The organism is Rhodospirillaceae bacterium (assembly GCA_040219235.1).
In the GTDB taxonomy this organism is placed as follows: domain Bacteria; phylum Pseudomonadota; class Alphaproteobacteria; order Rhodospirillales; family Rhodospirillaceae; genus WLXB01.
The window spans coordinates 841673-862463 of sequence record JAVJSV010000012.1; the positions used below are offsets into that span (position 1 = coordinate 841673).

At 50.5% G+C, this 20791-nt stretch carries 18 protein-coding genes; 9 read left to right on the forward strand and 9 right to left on the reverse strand.

The genetic code is table 11. The features are described 5' to 3' along the window. Window positions 1-6: 6 nt before the first annotated feature. The 6 genes from RIC29_14105 to RIC29_14130 are packed head-to-tail and all read right to left on the reverse strand — an operon-like array spanning window position 7 to window position 9126. Window positions 7-1827, reverse strand: coding sequence for a hypothetical protein (locus RIC29_14105; protein MEQ8736055.1), 1821 nt, complete (start codon window positions 1825-1827; stop codon window positions 7-9). Further along, window positions 1812-3686: a heme-binding protein gene (locus RIC29_14110; protein ID MEQ8736056.1), complete on the reverse strand. Its 1875-nt coding sequence runs from the start codon at window positions 3684-3686 to the stop codon at window positions 1812-1814. The genes RIC29_14105 and RIC29_14110 overlap by 16 nt, the downstream gene beginning before the upstream one ends. Continuing rightward, the gene (locus RIC29_14115) at window positions 3683-4102 is read right to left on the reverse strand and encodes a hypothetical protein (protein MEQ8736057.1); all 420 of its coding nucleotides are present in this window, start codon (window positions 4100-4102) and stop codon (window positions 3683-3685) included. The genes RIC29_14110 and RIC29_14115 overlap by 4 nt, the downstream gene beginning before the upstream one ends. Then, window positions 4102-5862 carry an FHA domain-containing protein gene (locus RIC29_14120; GenBank protein ID MEQ8736058.1) on the reverse strand — a complete coding sequence of 587 codons (1761 nt, stop codon included), beginning with the start codon at window positions 5860-5862 and terminating at the stop codon, window positions 4102-4104. Before RIC29_14120 ends, RIC29_14115 begins: the two co-directional genes overlap by 1 nt. A gap of 7 nt (window positions 5863-5869) precedes the next feature. Beyond that, on the reverse strand, window positions 5870-6691 hold the full coding sequence (locus RIC29_14125; GenBank protein MEQ8736059.1) for a hypothetical protein: 822 nt from the start codon (window positions 6689-6691) through the stop codon (window positions 5870-5872). Window positions 6692-6705: 14 nt separating this feature from the next. Further along, window positions 6706-9126 carry a cyclic nucleotide-binding domain-containing protein gene (locus tag RIC29_14130; GenBank protein ID MEQ8736060.1) on the reverse strand — a complete coding sequence of 807 codons (2421 nt, stop codon included), beginning with the start codon at window positions 9124-9126 and terminating at the stop codon, window positions 6706-6708. Between the two features lie 543 nt (window positions 9127-9669). Between RIC29_14130 and RIC29_14135 the strand changes: the two genes are divergently transcribed. The 3 genes from RIC29_14135 to RIC29_14145 all read left to right on the forward strand — a co-directional run bounded on the left by RIC29_14135 (window position 9670) and on the right by RIC29_14145 (window position 12348). Next, window positions 9670-10506 (forward strand): transglutaminase family protein, encoded by an 837-nt coding sequence (locus RIC29_14135; protein MEQ8736061.1) that lies wholly within the window; start codon window positions 9670-9672, stop codon window positions 10504-10506. 227 nt (window positions 10507-10733) lie between these two features. After that, window positions 10734-11681 carry a rhodanese-related sulfurtransferase gene (locus RIC29_14140; protein MEQ8736062.1) on the forward strand — a complete coding sequence of 316 codons (948 nt, stop codon included), beginning with the start codon at window positions 10734-10736 and terminating at the stop codon, window positions 11679-11681. 10 nt (window positions 11682-11691) lie between these two features. Then, a complete protein-coding gene (locus RIC29_14145) occupies window positions 11692-12348 on the forward strand; it encodes a glutathione S-transferase (protein MEQ8736063.1) in 657 nt (218 codons plus the stop codon). A 203-nt stretch (window positions 12349-12551) separates the two neighbouring features. On the opposite strand, the gene RIC29_14150 is transcribed toward RIC29_14145, so the two are convergent. Beyond that, a complete protein-coding gene (locus tag RIC29_14150; protein ID MEQ8736064.1) occupies window positions 12552-14186 on the reverse strand; it encodes a hypothetical protein in 1635 nt (544 codons plus the stop codon). Window positions 14187-14423: 237 nt separating this feature from the next. Here RIC29_14150 and RIC29_14155 point away from each other — a divergent pair, with 237 nt between their 5' ends. Genes RIC29_14155 through RIC29_14165 form a run of 3 tightly spaced genes read left to right on the forward strand, consistent with a single transcriptional unit; the run spans window position 14424 to window position 16128 of the window. Next, entirely contained in the window at window positions 14424-14792 is a 369-nt protein-coding gene (locus tag RIC29_14155; GenBank protein MEQ8736065.1) for a hypothetical protein, read from the forward strand. Next, window positions 14789-15727: a hypothetical protein gene (locus RIC29_14160; GenBank protein MEQ8736066.1), complete on the forward strand. Its 939-nt coding sequence runs from the start codon at window positions 14789-14791 to the stop codon at window positions 15725-15727. Before RIC29_14155 ends, RIC29_14160 begins: the two co-directional genes overlap by 4 nt. A gap of 14 nt (window positions 15728-15741) precedes the next feature. Then, complete coding sequence (locus RIC29_14165; protein ID MEQ8736067.1) at window positions 15742-16128, forward strand: hypothetical protein; 387 nt, start codon at window positions 15742-15744, stop codon at window positions 16126-16128. 25 nt (window positions 16129-16153) lie between these two features. Here RIC29_14165 and RIC29_14170 read toward each other — a convergent pair whose 3' ends face one another. Continuing rightward, window positions 16154-16900, reverse strand: coding sequence for an arylmalonate decarboxylase (locus RIC29_14170; protein MEQ8736068.1), 747 nt, complete (start codon window positions 16898-16900; stop codon window positions 16154-16156). Between the two features lie 318 nt (window positions 16901-17218). On the opposite strand from RIC29_14170, the gene RIC29_14175 reads away from it, so the two are divergent. The 3 genes from RIC29_14175 (at window position 17219) to RIC29_14185 (ending at window position 20425) form a co-directional block, all read left to right on the forward strand. Then, a complete protein-coding gene (locus RIC29_14175) occupies window positions 17219-18472 on the forward strand; it encodes an MFS transporter (protein MEQ8736069.1) in 1254 nt (417 codons plus the stop codon). A 51-nt stretch (window positions 18473-18523) separates the two neighbouring features. Continuing rightward, window positions 18524-18970 (forward strand): CHRD domain-containing protein, encoded by a 447-nt coding sequence (locus tag RIC29_14180; GenBank protein MEQ8736070.1) that lies wholly within the window; start codon window positions 18524-18526, stop codon window positions 18968-18970. 171 nt (window positions 18971-19141) lie between these two features. Beyond that, window positions 19142-20425 carry a cytochrome c gene (locus RIC29_14185; protein ID MEQ8736071.1) on the forward strand — a complete coding sequence of 428 codons (1284 nt, stop codon included), beginning with the start codon at window positions 19142-19144 and terminating at the stop codon, window positions 20423-20425. On the opposite strand, the gene RIC29_14190 is transcribed toward RIC29_14185, so the two are convergent. After that, complete coding sequence (locus tag RIC29_14190; GenBank protein MEQ8736072.1) at window positions 20422-20778, reverse strand: high-potential iron-sulfur protein; 357 nt, start codon at window positions 20776-20778, stop codon at window positions 20422-20424. The genes RIC29_14185 and RIC29_14190 overlap by 4 nt on opposite strands. Between the last annotated feature and the right edge of the window lie 13 nt (window positions 20779-20791).

Genomic DNA, 20791 nt, shown 5'->3' on the forward strand with positions numbered 1-20791 from the left:
TTGGCCTTAATAAGTGAGTATCAAATTGAAAAGTACAGAGTAAAATTTGTCGCCGCTGCGGTCGGTCGCAAATAGCTCTTCAAACGCCCCGCCGCCCGACAACATGGCGCCCGACGCTCTCAGCACGATGTTCTGTGTAAAGTTAGGCCGGTAAAGCAAGGATACGGACGTATCCCAACCAATAGACTTAGAGGTCAGAGGTTGGTTACGCGCGACTTCTACGATAGGTGATTCAGCAAAACTGATGTGATTGATGTTGGCAAAGACACGCAGTTCGGGAAGCACATCGAAATCAGCCCCGATGCCAAGCAGCACCGTTCCGGGGTTAAGAAAATTAGACTGCCCCTGTTCCTTCGAGGACCTTAGCGAGTTGAGGAGCCCGTTACGCCCCGATAACACAACACCGCCACCGCCGATGAGCGGAACCGGTTGGCGTATCCAATAGCTGGTGTCTGCCCCTGCAAATTGCGGGTTCTCGAAAATGGCATCGAAGCCTTGAGCCTTGTCATCAAAGGGGTCTTTGTCACCGGAAGCATACAGCCCCTGTGCTCTTAGGCGTATCCAATCAAAATCTATGGACGGTTCAACGGCGACAAACCATGATTCAATGTCCGCTTTCTCTTCCTCGAAAAAAGATGTGAAGCTGTTGGCTGATATGCTTCCTCTTGCCAGGTAAGCGGCGTGGGTAAGGTTGAAGCGGCCAAAATGGCCATCGCCGTTGAAGCCGAAGTAGGTCACGTCATAATTAAAGCCGCGTTCGGTTCCGAGAGACGCTGGACGCTCTAAGAATCCGTTTTCGTTAAAATATAGTTCATCGTTACCTTCGCGGTTACGGTTGTGTGCAACGATTCCCTGCACGGTATAACCCACCACCGGCCAATCCTGGCGGTATACGTTGGCGAAAAGGACATCATCATCGCGGATGCGCTGGCCAATATCGTTGAGTCCAGAGTTGGTGTCTTTTTCCAAGCGCCGGAACCAACCAGCATTGTATTGCCAGATATTGTTGTCCCGCGTCCCAAACAGGCGGATGCCAAGCTGTTGATCTTGGAAAAGAAAGCCGCGGAAATCGAGTGTCACCGGTTGAATGCCGACTCTGATGGAATCAAAGTCGTACCGGTCAGAGACGTTACGTATATGATAATCGACAAACGCTTCTTGGAGGGCGATGTGGCCGTCTTCGCGGGTATCCCCTTGGGCCGGGTTGATCAGTAAGGCCCGGTTTTCGTCAGCCCAGACGTGGTTGTAGTTTAGGACGGGCGTGAGGCGTATCTCCCAATCAGGGGGCTTGAAAGCCGTGTCGCCTTTGATGAAAGACACCGAAGTAATTAAATTCTGATTGAATATCGTTTGGTCTGTTTGACCGAATAAATCAATTGACCCGGGTCTGGCCCCGCCCTGCGGCCCCACGGGCGTGGGAATGCCACGCGGTTCAACGACGGTGTCGGATATGATTAGCAAGTTGACAAACCAGTCATCGAACAGTGGGCGATCCCCTTTAAGGGTGTTCTGGTTGTAGGGGTCCCACCAGCGTTCATTCACGCCAATCGCTTCCACCAGACGCCACCGGTCTGGCACCGGTATGGTCTCTCGGGGCAAACTGCGTGCTGGCGGGGCAACGGCTGATGGATCAATTTCAGGGAGCGAGCGCTTTTCTTCTCTGCCCGGGCGACGGCGTTCTTGTGCGAGTTCTTCATTATCCTGAACGACCGGCCCTATGGACTCTGGTCCGGCACCGGCCACTTCGGTTTGCGCATTGCCGTCTGCGGCAATGGCTATCAAGCTCAGCAGAAAGCCGCATGTAGATAAGTTTATTTTCCTGCGCATACAGCCTGCTCTCTTGAACCTAGAAACGGAGAAAAGGGACAGTTGACGTAGCGCAGGTTCACACCCCCCACAAACAAAGTGTCAGCACGCTGCTCGGGCGGCGCATTTCCGACGCCGGTGTTGAGCACTTCTCCGGCATTGTGCAGTCCGAGGAACGAAATCATGTCATCCTGGTCGATGCCGTCGCCAGACACGCCAATGCCGCCGATGAGAACGCCGTCACGAAAAATGGGAACACTCCCTGGAAAGATCTGTAAACCATTTGCCAGGCGTGTCGGCATTGGACCCGGAGCAGCCTCAGACTGTGGCAGAGCGGTGCAGCCTTGAGGTGGCGGTGCACTGCCATCAAGCCTAGCAACAATATCTGGCAAAACCAGATCCAATTGTAGTCCGGTATTGAACGGGCTCCATACATCAAAAGGCACCGAGAACGGGCCATTGGGATTGCCGTTGATGCCGTCGGGATAGAAGGGGCGCGACAGGTTGCCGCCGGAGCGGTCGGCAAACGCGATGCCATCCGCCAGCGCCGTCGGCCCAACAAATGACTGCACCGCTTCGACATAGCTGCTTAGAGGTGGCAGCGTTAGAACGCCTGGCAGAAGTTCTACGGCAGGCACAGCCGATAATTCGGCTGCCGTTGTGGGACGGGACGCAAAAGTTGCGGTCCGGGCTTTTTGCAAAGAAACATCTGTGCCGAAGATTGGGGCATCAGGGGTGCGCGCAATAGCAAGAATGTTGGCTTCAGAATCAACAATAGAGACAGACACCTGGGCATGGCTTCCCAATGGGCGGCGGATTTGTGCGCGTGCTTTGAAGGCGATTTTTAGGGCCTCGGATAACAGTGTCGCCACCTCATCTGACGACAGTCCTCCAGACAGAGGTGCTGGCGCGAGACTGTCGCGTGGCGCATAGCGGTTGCCCCCGTTGCCGTCACTCAGCACAAAAACGTCTGAGCCTGGAACGACGATGCCGCTGCTTAACGTAATGCCTGACGCGTCTGCCCCATATTCAAGGCCAGCCCGGCGACCGGGCGGGGTGTATCCTGCAACAGCGATATAATTTGCCGGGTCTAAAGTTGCTGTTGACCCTTTGGCTCTTAAGAAGCGGGAATCTATATCTGCATAACGGAACAGTTTGCCTTCAACGGTAATTCGGTGGCCTTTGATATCTTCCGGCGGCTCGAAACCTTGTTGAGCTGCTATTGCAATCATTTCATCAAGATCGCGGTCAAAGTCACCAACGGATAGATCAAGGCCGTACAGACCGTCCGCAAGTACGCCGACACCTCCGACAACCCGGCCATTTTTATACAGCGGCAGGCCCCCGGGGTCTGCAGATAAGCCGAGTGGTGAACGTCGCGGCCCACCTCCTAACGTCTCACCAAAGCGCATCATGTCAGAGCAGGGCAGTTGACTGAACTGGACGCCAAATAAAGGGCCGCCCGGCTGCCCACGTTCTCCCGGATTGAAGTTTTCTTGGACAATCTGGCTGGCTGTGCGTGTGGTGAAAGCGTTGCCTGATGACGACAGGTAAGCGCCAGTAATGGCCTTAGAGATGGCAGCTAATGGCGTGATCGGCAGCGTTAACCCCTCGAGGCCGTTACCTGATGGGATGCCGCGTCCTGAGGAAATAGTGGTTTCCGGCATGGCTGCTGGGTCCATGGCGTAGACACCAAGTACGTTACCCACGCGGTCAACGACTGCAATCACTGCATCATCGGCGATGTGGGCCGACGCCTCAGCCACGGCTTGAGATATAATTTGATCAACGTCTGTTTGCGTCAAGAACTGGCCGAAGGCGAGGCTGCTCGAGAATAAGGAAGCTGCAAAAGAGGTGGCTTGTATAAACCGAAGGATCATTGATCAATCACCATATAACCGGACTTCAGACGCCCGTTCTCTAATGTGTATGCGATTGTGAACACGACCGGGAAAAAGCTTAAAGACACGGCCTCATCAATAATCTTAAACGTCAGTGTGCCGTCATCGCTTGCAACAAAACCCGCATCAACAAGATCGGACCTGGTCTCACTCCAGGAATGCCACGCTCCGCCCGCCAAGCGGTGGTAGGGTGTATTGTTCTGAAACCGCGCCATGACATGGGTTGATACGGGCAAATCTTCTTTAAGGTTGATCGTAATTTGAAGCGGCGAATCTGTTTCCGTCGCTTTTACACGGCCCAGAAAAGTACCATCATATGACAGTGTTAAGTTCTCTGCATGTGCAACCTGCGTGCATATCAGGCTAACGCATAGGATGTAAACTAGGCGGCCCATCAGCGCGACGCACCAATAAGTGTTTGGATATTGCTTCGCCGTGTGGGAGCGTGACCATCCCACCCTTGGCTTGCGGTGCTCTGCAGGGGTTTTAGGGGCGGCATACCATGGGTGTGAAAATCGTGGCAGGTCACACAGGTTGAAGGAACACGGTTTGAAGCAATTTCACCGCCATGACAGCTTTGGCATGTCTCAATAGCGGGCATGAGAACGTCAGATGAAGTTGTTGATGACTCTACGTCATGGCAGGTGCGACACCCAACATCGCTGTGGCTGCCATGGTCAAAATTAGCCTTCGGGTACCATTGTTCAGTGATGTAGACCGGTTCTACCGTCCATATCTCCGTTGATGTGTTCTCGACAATTTCATGGCACTCGCTGCACTGTCCCTTGCCAAAGCGGCCATTCAGAATTTCTGCTGATTTTTCATCAGCCCAATTCCGCGCTGCGGCGCGGTCTTCGTCTTTTAAAGGGCTGCCCGGTAGACGCCTGATGATGATTGGTGCGTCAGGTTCCTCGTACCCGCCGCGCAGTGCTGCGGCATTATAAATGTCAGAGACTTGCATGAATAATTCTTCTGGCTGGCCGTGAATTAATTCGCGGCCCTGCAATTGAACGTCAAAGCTCAAGGTATGGCATTGATGGCAATGACGATCAAAACTGATGGGCAGCATGGACACGTTGCCTTCGTCCGATACATGGCAGTCCCGGCACCCTAAGTCGATAATACCTCGTTTTGGATGTTGGACGCCGGCCTCTCTAAGGTGGTCTGCATGTGAAAACTTTAGGCCTGAATTTTCCAGTGGTGGTTCAGAGGCGCCAATGGCTCTCTCGCTTGACATCACATGAAACGCGGCATCGATAATCACCGTGGGCTTGAATTCCGGATGATCGGTACCGAAATCCCGAACGTTTCTTAGTGTGGTAGAGGTTTCTTGTTCGGTAAGGTTGGCATGGCAGTCCACGCAAAAGCCTTGATCATTGCGGGCAACAGTTTGATTACCTTGATGCTCTTTGTGGCAACTCTGACATTTGTCGTTTTCAAACGATGCAGTTGGAAAAAGAATAGGGTTGGTATGATGTTCTATGGCCTGATGGCACGCCACACAGGCTGTGTCTTGAACCGGAACAAAAGGCTTCTCATGGCAGACATCACAACTTTCGCCAAAAAACTTATGCGCGCCCGAGATTGATCCGCTGGTCCAGAATGCTGTGGGTCGTACCGCCGCATCATAGGTGCTGGCTTGCTCAACATTCACAACAGCTTCGGGCATAAACCAAGACGTGACCATAGGACCGATCAGAAGTGCGACCAGTACTGTAACGAATGCCGCCCAAGACCATGTTCTTTTGGTAAAGCCAACGGACTCAATCTCAGTTTTTGCTGTCGCTTTCAGGTTCTCTAGTTCGTCCCCGAGTTGGCTAATAAGCTCAACAGAGACAGTTATATCGGTGTCGTTTTTTTTCGGCTCAACGGTGACCTTAAATGGCCCGATATTGATGTCATCAAGTTCGGTAATCTTGGCAATTTCAACGAGGTTGTCATTGATTGATAAGGGGCCGCTATTGAGGGCCTCTATATAAACCGCTTCAGACCGCACCGTAATGCGGGCATGCTCAAGAAGAACACGCGGGTCCACAAGTTGAACGTCGCATGCTGTGCTGCGTCCAAACAGAATGGACTCACACTCAATCCATTCCTCCCGAACGGCAACATCACCGCGGTTTCTTCTCGTAACATGTTTGATAAGAGTCTTCACGAGAGCGTTACCAGTAATAAAAAACGACAACCACATGGGCGATCAGTGCCGCTAGGGTTGCAAATGTGAAGGGGACGTGAACGTAAAGCCATATCTGCAAAAGACAACGAAGCCGGATATCTTGGCGAATACGGCGCAAAAGACCTTCCTTTTTGGTCAGCCGGGTTAGTAGCTTGCGTCGCGTTGCTTCGTCGGAAGACTTATCAGACTGTTCAATGAGTTTTCTTGCGCGGCGTGTTGCGCAGTTGGGATGATTTAATGAGAGCTGTTGTAACAGGTTTCCACCGATGACCGTATTTTGCACGGCATTAATTGCTGCCTGTCCAGTTTGGTCCTCGACCTTTAAAGCGATGCTGTTGAGTTCACGGTCCAATTCAGCAATTTGGCTTAGCATCATTTCGGTGGTGAGTCCGCGCCTGTTCTCAGACAGTAAACGCGGGAAGCGCATATAGAAATACAAACCAACACCGCCACTCAAGACGACGATAAGCATTAAGAAGTAGAGCAGGGTGTGGATGTTAAGCCCAAACTGAAAGCCGCTATGGAATGTGGAAACAACGACCAGGGCTAAGCCTAAGTAGATGTGGGCCGAGGCCCAATCTTCCATGCGAATTGCGCCTTTGCCATACGCCCGTCTGCGAACACCATACCAGGCGAGCCATATCATAATTCCTGCCGCAATAACGCCAAGGGTGTAGCCCAGCCAGGTTCCTCCGTTTGGACTCCCGATCGGCGTATGCAGAACGTATAGCCCGCCCGTGATGATCACGAGCAGAAGCGATGCTTTTAAGTAGCGAAGGTTTCGATAAATAAGGAGGGACTCGTGCATATGCGGGTGATCCCTTATCGATTCAAAGTCGCAAGGTTCATGAATTTTTCCGGGCTCACCCGGGCTGCCGCGCCTGTGGGGCAGGCATTCACGCACGCGGCACCGCCAGCTAAGTCCTTACACATGTCACATTTTACGGCTTTTTTTGCGATACGTTTTGTCGCCGGGGCGGTCTCATCGCTGTTGGAAGCCGGTTGCTCCTGTTCAAACGATACAGCATCCCCGGGAGCTGGTCCGCGGCCAAACATTAGCCATGAGAATAAGTTAGATTTCGCCTCCGGCGGAGAGGCGAGCTGAATAACGCCATAAGGGCAAGCGCTCTCGCAGTTGCCGCAGCCGATGCAGCTGTCGTCAATATAAACTTCACCGTCCGGTGCGCGGTGAATGGCATCGGGCGGGCAGTCTGACATGCAGTGAGGGTGCTGGCAGTGGCGGCATGATGTTGGGACGTGAATGGACGCAAATGAAGGGCCGGCCTCGCGGTCTAACCGTGATAAGCCGCCGTGGGTTTCGGCGCAGGCCTTTTCGCAGTTGTCACAATGGACGCACAGAGTCTCGTCAATAAGTAAAACGTCAGTGGCTTCGCCAACACCCTGTTCAATTAGAAACTGAATGATGTTGCCTGCTTCCGGGCGCGATTCCATCTGTTCATTTTGGCGAAGGCGTGTCCGGAATTTAGCTTCAATACTGCTGCGTATCGCAATGTTGTCATTCATCACCTTGTTAAAGGCATCGCCTGACAAACAAATGGTTTCTGTATTGTTGGCGGCGCGAACTGTGGCCGAGCGGGGCATATCAGAGAGCAGCGCCATTTCGCCAATATAGTTGCCTGACGGCACATAACTCAGCACGATGTCGCGTCCGCCGATACGGCTTGAAACCGTGCAAGAGCCAGACCGGATCAAATGCATATGATTACCAATTTCGCCTTGAGCGAATATGGTTTCACCCGCCTTAAAGTTCTGGATTTCAGCGGTTTCCACCAGTTCTTCCAGGTCACTTGCCGGAACACCGGGGGTCATATGCATCTGGATCTGTCTTAGAATTGAGGTCTTGTCCAGCGCCCGCTTCACGCTCTGCACGGATTGAATCAGTTTCAGCATTGTGCGTCTTGGCGTTTCGAAGACAACACAATCCGTTACCGCGACAACAGTTGCTGTTCGCCGCCGGCCCGAGATCAATCCCATTTCACCGAAGAACTCGCCTTCGCGCAGTTTAACAACTTGGCTGGGATCGTTTTGATTGATTTGAATGCCGACTTGGCCGGTGAAGACAGTGTAGAATGTGCTAGAATAGTCATTGCGTTCAAAAATGGTTTCCCCCGCTTTGAAAGCATGAATTTGTGATTCCAGCATGGTTTCCCGCAGCAGCAACGTGTTGAGCTCAGAGAAAACGGGGATAGTCTTGCGGATTGCCGAGAGCACGTCATCGACTTCGACGTCTCCCATGACGGAAAACTTTTCGATTAGCAAAGGTTCGTCAGCCGGAGGTATGTCCTCGCCATTAATATAGGCGGTAACCTCATAGCCTTGATTCATCGCCTGTTTAATCAGCGGGTATCCGGCAAGGGCGCCGACAATATAAAGTCCGGGGACATTTGACTCGTAGGTTGGGCTGACTTCCGGCAAAACCTTGGGATCGTCACTCGGAAACTCCACACCGCAAGCCTCGACAAACCTGCGCGGCGGTGATGCACCCAGACGTGCAATAATACGATTACATTTAACAGTTAACTCGCCGTCCGGTGTCTCAAGCACGATACCGTCCGGTTCAACACGGACCGGGTTTGATTCAAAATAACATTGCAACTGGCCTTTATCGATGGCGCCATTAATAAGTGTTAGGTTACCTTGTTTTGCGCGCGCAAATTCAGCCCGCCGATTTACGATGAAAACGGTATTTTGCTTGGCGAGGGCGACCGCGTTTTCAATTGCGGCATCGCCAGCGCCGACAACAACAATCGTTTCGTCTTGATATTCGTCCGGATCGTCTAATTGGTACTGCACAAGGGGGAGGTCGCCACCCTCGCAGCGCAAGGTGTTGATATTGCCCTGCAAACCGATAGACAGAATAACGTTTTCTGCTTCAACAACGCTGCCGTCGGCAACTGTTACCTTAAAATGATCAGACGTACGTTCAATTTTTACAACATCAGAATTGTAACGGATTTTGGTTCCATAGAAGTCGAGGCCCTCATCCCACTTGGCAAGAATGTCTTCCCGCAGACCGGCGCGGAAGGATAAGTCTGAACGCAACGGCAATATGTCCGGCGTAGCCATGACAAACTTGCCCTTTTGGTATTTGTATATCGTATCCGAGGCATGATCTGCACGTTCCAGCAAGACGTGACTCATGCCAATCTTGGCGGCGTGCGCGGCAGCACTCAGACCAGCGGGTCCAGACCCGACGATCGCAACTTTAAGGCGTTTCGCCAAAGAATTTTCCCCCAAGAACTAACTTTTTTTACGCTGTTTAAATTATGCGTGGGTAATACTCAACGTCAATGGAATCAATGGCACTGCCAGAAGAGTTTTTTGCACAACAAGAAGTTATATTCTAAAAATAAATATCTAAAATTGCACAATAGAGTAAAGAATCTATGACGGATTGCTCTAGAGCAGTTGGCACTGTCCGCAGTCACCGGCGAGTTAATCATGTCATTGTCCTGTTAAACTCGAAATTTACAGAGAAAAATACAGCTTTTGGGACACCTTGCTCAAAAAATGACCCATAAACCACACAACACCTTAGCTCTGGAGTTCATTTCCTTAAAGCTGAGGATCAGTGCAACTAATACATATTTTGTAGCGCAGAAGTTGAGCTGATAAGGTCTTCTGAAGGGCTGAAGCCGTTTGCCTGCTGCACAGTTTGAAATTCCAGAATAAACTGATCGGGTATTTGGTTGGGCAGGCCCAAGAGTTCTCGCTGCGCTTGAGATGAGCTGGAATTCGCCAAATGCATTATGCACAAAGGGTCAAATGTCAAACTTAGTAGGAGACGGAGACCAGGTCGAACGGAGATCGTTTCTAGTGGGGTGTAGGCTCGACTATGAGGTTCGCGATGAGACGACCTTCATTTTTAATGTGGCACCTGCGCGTTGTTCTACACAGTACATCGGTACCGAGAATATATCGGTTGCTCCTAATATTCCAATGGATGAATACGTTGAGCAAGTGCATGGCAATCGTTACCATCGTCTGTGTTGCCAGGGACAAACATCATTGAGCGTGCAGTTCGACGCTAATGTTATGACGACTCCACAGCCCCAAAATCCATCAAACTATCAATTGGCGGCGTTGCCGAGCAGTCTGCCTCTCGATATGTTGACCTACCTGTTTCCCAGTCGTTATTGTCAGTCGGAACAACTCCAGATATTTGCTCAGCAAGAGTTTTCGAGGTTTCCGCGAGGTCTGTCGCAGGTGGAAGCTATATGTGAATGGGTTCATAATAACATTCACTATGTTCTCGGTAGCACGGGATCTATGACCACTGCCTTTGATACGTTCAGGTCACGCGCGGGTGTTTGCCGGGATTTTACCCACCTTGCAATTTCCTTTTGCCGCGCCGTTGCAATACCTGCCAGGTTTGTGAGCGGATACGCGGTTGGCCTTGATCCACCCGATTTTCATGCACTACTTGAAGTATGGGTCGCTGATGGCTGGCATCTTCTGGATCCAACACAGAAAGTTGATGTGAACCAATTTGTCCGTATTGGCATGGGGCGGGACGCGGCTGAAACCTCGTTTGCATTTATTTTCGGAGACGCCTACATGCAGAGCATGAACGTCTCCTGTTTAGAACATGAGAAGTATTAATGGTGTAATCAGCGCAACTAAGGCATGTCGGCTTTAACGTATTAGGCAATGCAGGAGAGGCGATAAAATTGTCTCTAGGTTTGTGGGTGGTTGGCCGTATGTGCCATCATCAGGATGAGACGGTTGAGCCTTGGATGCATGGATTTTAAGTCTTAATTTTACCGCATCAGACTAATAAATCTAAGACGGCATTTTATCTTGCGAGTTTGTCACATATATTAGATTCTATGACAGATATCGTAGTGGCAGCATTTTATCATTTCACCCCCTTCGAAGATCCGGCAGCATTGCGTGAGACTTTGCTGGTGCAACTCTCAGCGCATGATCTGAAAGGAACGGTCTTATTGGCACCTGAGGGTGTTAATGGGACGCTTGCTGGTTCGCGAAGGGCAATAGACTCTGCGTTAGAGATTTTGCGCGGATTGCCAAATTCTATGCATCTAGAGCATAAGGAATCTCATGCTGAGAGTATGCCATTTTATCGTCTCAAGGTCCGCTTGAAGAAAGAAATCGTCGCCATGAAAGTGCCCGGTGTCGATCCGTTGGCAAACGTCGGCACTTATGTTGCGCCTGAAGATTGGAATAACCTCATTGCTGATCCGAACACCATTGTCATCGATACGCGCAACAACTTCGAAGTAGAGATGGGCACATTTGAGGGTGCGATCAATCCAGGGACGACGAGTTTCAGTGATCTTCCGAAATGGCTCGAAGAGCATCATGCTGAATTCGAGCATAAAAAGATTGCGATGTTCTGCACAGGTGGTATCCGCTGCGAGAAGGCAACGTCATTCTTGAAAGAGCGTGGCATTGAGGATGTTTTCCACCTAAAAGGGGGTATCTTAAAGTATTTAGAGAATGTTCCCGAAGCAGAAAGTACTTGGCGTGGTGACTGCTTCGTCTTTGATTATCGGGTGTCTGTGAAGCATGACCTGGAGCTTGGCGAATATGAACTTTGCCACGCATGCCGATGGCCGGTTAGTGCCGCCGGGCGCTCGTCCTCGCACTTTGTTGCCGGCGTGTCATGTGACCGGTGTATCGACCAACGTACCGATAGTCAACGCGAACGCTATGCAACCCGGCAGGCTCAAATCAAGCTGGCTCAGGAACGAGGCGAGATGCACGTGGGTGCGACTTTCAAGGCTGTGAAAGAATCAACTGCTGTTGATGGCTAGAGTCAGCAGAATGCTAGGCGAACTGCCTATTCTGTATTCCTTTCGGCGTTGCCCTTATGCGATGCGGGCGCGTATGGCGATTGCTGCGAGCGGCCAGGCATGTGCGTTGCGTGAGGTCGTCTTGCGCAACAAATCACCTGAAATGGTAGCGGTTTCTCCGAAGGGTACCGTGCCAGTAATGGTGTTGCCCGATAATCGGGTTATCGAGGAAAGTCTTGAAATTATGCGGTGGGCGCTCGACTGTAGCGATCCGGAGGGATGGCTTGCGCCTCTGCATAATGATCCTAATGATATTTATGCCCTGATTGCCGAAAACGACGGACCGTTTAAGGAGGCTCTGGACCGGTATAAATACCCGACGCGCTATGAAACCCCAGACCCACTTTTTTATCGCGCACAGGGTTTGGTATTTCTGAAAAAACTCAACGAGCGGCTGTTGAAAACCGATTATCTGTGCGGCAGTAACTTTACATTTTCTGATGCAGCAATCTCGCCGTTCATTCGCCAGTTTGCCAATAATGACCGTGAATGGTTCAACGCGCTTGATTTGTCTAGGGTCCAAAACTGGCTGCAAAATATTCTTGAGTCGGATCGATTTTTGCGCGTGATGGAAAAATACCCTGCCTGGGAAAGCGGCATGGTAGAACCAGTATTTCCCTCCACTTGAATGATACGGTCAGAGTTTAAAACTCGATTCTCTGATTGAGACTCCGCAGGCGGACTTCATCAGAATCAGATGTCACCATAGTTGCGTCAACAGGCCGAATAGATAACCGCATCCCGCAACGATCACTACACATTCAAAAAACTTTTGCAGAAACGGAGCTATCCACGGATGACGATGTCCAATGCGTTGGCATTCAAACTTAGCTATTGCTTGAGGGTGATCTTGACGATGCTATTGTCGCCGCCGCAACTGACAAAAATGGCTCCTGAACGATTGACGGTAATTCCGAGCGGAGTATTTGCGGGTAAGTGATGTTTATCCAGAGAGATCGGTAGTCCGTGCGCCAATACAGAGCGTTCGTCTGTTGAAAGGTCTATTGCGATTACTTCACCTCTAGCGGGCTCGACAACGACAATGCGTCCATCCGGTAACGCAGCTAGACCGCGAGGGCTAATCAAGCCTTGTATTAGCGCCGTGCGTTGGCCGGACGCCAAATCAATACGACTCACGGTGCCGGACCCGATCTCTGTCACGAGAACCGAACCGTCATTTTCCAACAGGACTCCAACGGGTTCGTTTAGTCCCGTAGCCACGTCTTCAAATCTATCTCCTACAAGACGCAGAAGTTTCCCGCTTGATGCATCGGCAATGATTGCATCACCATTGCTAGTTAACACAACGCCGCGGGGAGCGTTGACCTCCCGAGACAAAAACGTGACCTCATTGGTCTGACGATTTATCTTTCTAACGGCATTAAAATTTGCGTACGTCGTGACAATGAAGTCTTCATTAGCGGCCGCAGCGGATGACCCACCCACGCTCCACATTTCTGGTTCACGGGTAATCTTTGCAGTCTGCGGATTAAGGAAGCGATAGCCGAATGGATCGGTGATCAAAATTGATTCTTCGCCGTTCAGAGTTGTCAGCGCCATACCGAGCGGCACGGTGAACGATCCAGCAGTCACGACCCAACTTTCTCTCGTTTTAGGATCGAAGGCCGTTATGCCGCTAACTGCGAGGTCAGCCATGTAAATTACGCCATTCTTATCGAATGTTAGATTGTCAAGGGGGGGCGGGAAGTTGGCGAAGATTCGAGATTCGCCCGACTTCATATCTGTCACCCATAAGTCACCTGTCACATAGTCAACATTCCAGACATCTCCATTCGCATCTGTTTTTGTGGCGGCCGTTGTTCCCACACCTTTCGCTATGACCTCAAATTCCCCTGTGTCGACGTCGATTGCGAACAGTTCATTTGTGCCGAAATGAGGAGCGTAGAGCCTACCGTCTGGACCAAAACCGAAACCGTTAAGCCGCCCCTTATTTTTCGCGACCAACCTTGGTGGCTTATTACCGATCACATCCAATTCCCATAGGGCATTTTCACCTGCGCCAGATTGAGCGGTGAATAGTCGCCCCTCTTTATTGAAGGCAATAGGATTGACACGGGGAACGTCGGACATGAGAACTTCCGGCATGCCACCAGGGCGTTGAATACGAATTTCGCCAGTGGTTTGCGCTGTCCAGGCGAGAACCCCTTCTACAGGTGTCCCTTTCGGGCCAACCGCGACATCATCAGACTCACCATAAGGTGAGGGGACAGCGACTGTTACGAAACCAGTATTGGGATCGATACGATAGACAGCTTGGGCATGAATGCTCGTCCCATAAATCATTCCATCGGGTCCGATGTCTATTCCCTCAATCGCCTGAATTACGGAACCGGGGACGACGATTTCGACGGTTGTCAGTTGCTCAGACGTTTGTGCCCTAGCCAAACTGGAAGGAGCGGGCACAAGAGCGGCGGTCGAAACAGCAAGTAAGGTCACTAATCGCATGGCTCAACTTCTCCAAAATTCAGGCAGTTTTATAGAATTCATTGTGGACTATGTTGATTAAACAGAAAAGCTCAAGTCTCGGAAACAGTTCCAGTTTCGATCCAAATCCATGGGCGGTCACTATTCGCCAGCCGAACCAAAGGGAAACGCTGCTTCTAATCTTCGTCAGCATCTGAGAACGTTGAAGATCATTCTTAAGATTTCATGCCGGTTTATAGAAATAGGGGGCGCTAAAGTATGCTGTTTCCCAGCATTTACGTAGATGATCACGGCCATAGTTGTTTAGGCGAAGTTGATCTTCCCCAATCCGGGAATGAGCGACGCGTTGGTGCTGCCAGCCAGGGAGTTAAGCACTGGCAAGCCGCTAAGTATCTGCCAGGCCATTACGTCGACTTTAAAACCGTTGATGACATTCAGTTTGTCTCTGTCATGTCTGGGCGAATGGAGCTAACCGTGAGCAACGGTGAGAAACGCTATTTGTCACGCGGTGACATGATTCTTTTACAAGATACGTCGGGTCAGGGTCATTGTACTCGCATACTCGGTCATGATCATTGCCAAGTTCTGATCATCGCTATGGATAACCTGGGAGACTTCGTCGTATGAGAACCCCAATTATCGCTTCGCTTATGATGCTTGCAGAGCTGGCAATATCTTCGGCTTCGGCTCAGGATGCACGCCTAATTCATATCCCGTCGGCTAATGCGCCTATATATAAGGCTGCTGAATGGAACCTTCCGGTGCCGAAAGCGGATGGGCCAGTATATGACCGGGTGTTCACCGCCGAAGGGGACGCCGTCACAACGGCACCCGATGGTGCGAGCCATTATTCGGCTCAGGAATTCAATTTCCCGATGGGCTCGCTCCGTGTGCTGAAATGGGATTCCGGGCCCGTCATTCATCAAATCACATTTGAGACACAACTCTATATGCTTAAAGGTTCCGCCACGGTTGGGGTGGCAGGCAAGCCTGTGACGGTCAATGCTGGGGATGCTGTGTTTCTCCCGTCGGGTATTTTGCGCAACCCAAATCCAGACGGTGAAACGGTGATTCTGACTTACATTGTTGCAAATAACAGTGAAGCACCCGAGGCAAAAGTCGTTCGGAGTGAAGGACTCAATGTTATGGCCATCGCTCAATGGATGGATGGCGACGCTCCGACAACAGCGACTGATCACGATGCAATTCTAAGTGCACCCGATGGTGCGGCTAAATTTACAGTTAAACGCTATGTTGGCGACGGAAACTCATTCCGTCGGGCAGTGCTTGAGGCTGGAGGTCGCACCACTCCGGCAACTAATGGGCGCGATATCCTCATTTACATCAACAAAGGGCGTATGAAGCGTACGGAAGACGGTATCGATTATATGGTTAAGGCTGGCGATGCGATTCGCGAGGAAGCTGCCAAGAGCGGTTACTGGGAAATTTTGGAAGATTCTGAATTTATCGCGACCGATATGCCGTTTAATCCCTCTCAGCCTCGCTATAACTTGCAGCGGTCTTCGGACACAGTGTCTGGCACCGGGTACCGACAGGAATAAAAGGGAGTCCCACCATGAAGCTTTGTGCAATGGAGATGGATAAAAATGACCGGTCCATCACAATCGAAACCGAGGTTCCGCTTATCCAGGTGAGTGACACCGAGTGGATTTCAGAAAAACAAGATGCAAAATACTGGGGAATTGCCATCAGCCAGCCTGGAGAGCCATTTCCGGGTGGGCCAACCGAAATGCATTTGACCAATAGTCCACGCATCGTCTGGTGCATGCAAGGTCATGCAGAAATTACGCAGCAGGACGGAACGACCTGCCGTCTTGCTACCGGTGATGGTATCTACGTAGATGGGCGTGCGTTACACCATTCTGCTTTCGCGCCTAGTCGTGTGCCCGTTATTACCCTCAACGTGACGTTCGATGGCACTGTAGACTACGAGTTTAAATAGTGTCGGAGATCACGTCAGGAAATTACTAAAAGTCCTCGAGCAGCCTTCCAAAGCCCTGCACTTTGTCAGCGATGCCGTTTGCGCGCAGCGCATGCCAGTATGTCGCAGCATTGATGGAAATCACAGGCTTTCTCAGCCAAGTTTCAGCAAACCCTGCCAATCGCATCATGCTCATGTTCGTGCCGACTTGAACAATTGCGTCAACGTCGGGTCCATCAAGTTCTTGTAAAACATCAACCAATTGATCTTCTTGCACTTCAGAAATGGCGATGGCACTTGGACACTGCAGACATGTTTCTCGAACAGTCTCAAAACCGTGGTCGGCGAAAAATTGTTTAACTTCCGCATTGGCTGATGGGTAGTAGGGCGATACAAATGAAATACGTTTGATACCACCGTATGCCTTTAATGCGGCAATGCAGGAATGTGATCCAATTGACGCTTTAATTTTAGATTCGGATTCGATGCGATCTAAAAATTCATCTGCGCCTTTCGCACCCCCGTAAAAAGTGACAGCTGACATTCCCATAACAAGATAGTCAGGTGCACAGGTCATCACGCTCCTCACGGCGTCGATTACGTTGTCTGCGATCCCTCGCGTCAACGCCATGAATTGCTCATCACTCTCAATGGTTCCGTCTTTGACCAAAATTCTGCTGTAGTGATTTGTGACACCTGGAACGCGAAGGTCATCAAAATCAGGTTGGACTATGGTGTTGGTCGACGGCCCCATGACACCAAATTTTCGTCGCCACGCTCGTGCATCAGTCATTTCTATCGTTCATCCTTAAACATTAATCTTAGCTCAATCAGTTTTCTTTTTTGAAGATGGAGCACGTTATTTGAGAAGCAGTAGGGTGTATCATCTCCGAATAATACGCGATCTTCATTCTCAATGAGGCAGGATAGGCCGGTTTGGTTCGCCATACGAATATTCAGCCCGCCACATCTGCAACCTTTCAATACGAAAATGAAAGCATTAACAATGCTCACAATGTGGACAAATATATCGAAAAGCTGTCAGCGTGCCAGTTTCGTGACAATGATCCCTTGCCGCAAGGGTTTGGGGTTTTGAGGGGGAATATCCACAATGCTATCTACAACACAAGAGTTCCAACGCGGCTGGCGAACGTTACTCGCATGTTCGATCGGGAATGGGTTCGGCTTAAGCGGCTTCGCTTTTTATACGTTTGGCGTGTTTGTCATTCCACTCGTGGATGCCTTCGGTTGGACCCGGGGTGAAGTCTCGACCGCGGCAAGCTTTCTCCTGTTGGGTACGGTCTTCACCGCACCAATAGTTGGCACGATTGTTGATCGATACGGCGCAAAGCGAGTGGGTTTGATTTCAATGGCTTGCTTGTGCATTGGATATGCATCACTAACGCAGCTGGGTGGAGGGATCGCATTCTTTTATGCCATGTGGCTACTGATGTCGATCGTTGGCGGTGGAACCACACCCGTCGTTTGGACGCGCGCAGTTAACCTTTGGTTCGATAAGGGGCGTGGCTTGGCGCTAGGTCTAGCACTCGCGGGTTCTGGTTTGGCGGGTATTGTTGGACCAGGTGTCGCGACCGCGTTGATTGAGAGTTTTGGCTGGCAAGCAGGATATTTGGGTATCAGCGCAATAATTCTGGTAATTGCACTGCCACTGATTGCTTTGCTATTTAATGACCATGCTCCGTCTGTTGCTCAAGCAAAACAATCAGATAACGCAGCTGTACAAGCCTCGACAACAGTTCATCAAAGTGGACATGCCGGACTCACGTTTCAAGAAAGTTATAAGACCGTTGTGTTTTGGAAGATCGCCATTGGTTTCTTCTTTATTTCGGCAATTATTGCTGGATTGTTGATCAATCTAATTCCTCTTTTGATTGACAGAGATATGTCTGCGATGGATGCAGCAAAGATTGCCGGTGTTTTAGGATTTGCTGTCCTATTCGGTCGCATTGCCGTCGGATTCCTAATTGATCACTTCAGAGCCCCATTAGTGGCTGCCTTATTATTCTCGGCAACAGCGGCAGGCTGTTTTTTACTAACGCTCGATAGCGCACCCTCTTGGGTGTTTTTAATTGCTGTTATTACACTTGGTTTATCCGCAGCAGCTGAAATTGATCTAGTGGCCTTTCTGGTTAGCCGTTTTTTCGGATTGAAAGCGTACGGTAAGATCTATGGAAGTCAGTTGTCGGTTTTTTATCTTGGAGCAGCGGTAGGGCCTCTTGCGGTTGGGATGTCGTTCGATATTTTTGGCAGTTATGAAGTAGCTTTGTATGCGGCAATCGTGATTTTATTGTTCGGCTCAATTGTTATCGGTGGCTTGGGTAAGCCGCGCAACTTTTCAGAATAAGGAAACGGCAATGGCTCATGTAACTGCTTCAAACACTCAAGCTGGTGTCAAATGAATCGTCGAACTGCTGTACTTATAAATCTGGCCGCCGCATTTTTCGCGGGCCTGCCAGCGCACGCACAAATGACATCGCGTGAGTTTCATACTGACCTGTCGGCGTGGAATCAGACGCGGCTGACAGAAAGTGATGCAGTTGGAACGGCTGATCTTGAACTCGATCTGACGACTTTGACTTTAACTTGGAACGTTAGCTTCACAGGTTTGGTCTCCCGCCCGATCGCCGCCAGCTTGCATGGACCTGCACAGCCGGGTGCAAACGGATTGCCGTTTGTTGATTTAGCGCCGAATGGAATTGTCAGCCCATTAAAAGGGTCTGCCGTTGTCACTGAAGCAGAAGTTCAATACCTGCTTGCCGGGTGGACATACGTGAACATCACCACTGAGCGCTGGCCATATGGCGAAATTCGTGGGCAAGTAGACGTTGGTCCACGTAACTAAGTACTCTCTCAAATGTCGCCACAATTTTCATATTTGATTTAGACTCATGGAGAGCAAAAAAGCCGGTAAAAATATTGCGACCAAAAGGTGGTTGTCTTAATGGAGAGCGATTGCTTGCTTTAAGGTTAACCGTCGATAGATGAGTACAGAATCAGAACTAAAGGATACCGCATGAATAACGGTGTGTTTGCAAAATCTCTTTCACTCTCTTTATGGGCTTTGTCCGCTTTCACTGCACTTGCGTTTACAGCGCCTGTGTCTGCACAGGATTCCGAGTCCGTCTCCATAGAGACAATGGCTGATAGCGATGATCCGATTCAACGTGGATTGTACCTCGCAACGGCTGGCAATTGTATGGCTTGTCATACGCGTGACGGTGGGGACCCTTTCGCTGGCGGAGTGACTTTTCACACTGACTTTGGTGTAATCTATTCGACAAACATTACGTCGGACGAAGCTGTGGGTATTGGCGCGTGGACAGAATCTCAATTCATTCGAGCAATGCGTGAGGGCAAGTCCGCGGACGGATCAAACCTTTATCCAGCATTCCCGTATCCATCCTTCACTAAGGTCTCGGAGGAAGACTTAACAGACTTGTATGCCTTCTTGAAGTCAACGGCTTCATCATCCTATACGCCGCCTGATAATGACATGGGCTTCCCCTTTAATCAGCGCAGCTTGCTAAGCATTTGGAATGCCTTGTATTTAGACAATGAGCGTTTTGAGGTCGATGATTCACAATCGGAGGAATGGAACCGTGGTGCTTATCTGGTTCAAGGGCTCGGCCACTGTGGCACGTGCCACACGCCACGCAACGCGTTGGGTGGTCTGAAAATAGACCAAATGCTAAGTGGAGGGACGTATAACGACAAAGTTAACGGCGATAAAATCCGACCTTGGTCGGCGGTCAACCTGACCTCTGCACCAGACGGATTAGCCGCCTGGTCAGAAGATGATATCGCTTCATATCTTAAGACCGGCCACGGAAGCATGGGTGGTTCTTTCGGCCCAATGAATGAAGTCATCTCTCTGAGCACATCCCGCCTCAGTGATAGAGATGTGCGTGCCATGGCCATTTATCTTAAGAGTTTGCCTCCAACGGTGCGGTCGCCTGAGCATAAGATGAGCGATAGTGACTTTAGAGCGGGAGAGCTAGTCTACACGATTCATTGCGGAACCTGTCATTTGCCGACGGGCCTTGGTGATCCAAGTATAGGTCCCCCATTAGCCGGGAGTGCTGTTGTTCAGGCAGAAGATCCCGCCTCGCTGATAAACGTCATCATTTACGGCGCTGAAGTGCCTGTGGCATCACCACCGGGTGCATGGAAAAGCATGGATGCGTTCGGAAATAAGCTGGATGATGATGAGATCGCACTGTTAAGCAGTTATCTAAGGTCGAATTGGGGCAACCGCGGTGGCCCGGTGACTGAAGCCGATGTGGGCAAACAGCGTTAACCCTGTCCGGTGTCTTTGGTGCTCCAGGACTCGCAGTAGCCGTTCTTACTTGCTAAACCTTCGAAGATACTGCAATCGCCACAATTGGGCACTTCTCCATCTGGCCCAGCAGGCTGTGGCGTGAAAAATGCACAGTTTAGGCAATTCTTTTCTGGCTCGGGCGATGCTTCCGTATATTTGTTAGCCTGACGGATGCTGTTTTCACCAAAGCTCAAGCTGTTGGGGTCTGCGCACAGCTCGATCTCTTCGCTGTTGTCGCAAGCGCTGAGTATTCCGGCTGCCGATAGCGCAAACGGTATCTGAACACCAAGTTTGACGATGGTACGTCGATTAAGTTTCGCATTTTTTCTCATGGCAAACCTCAGC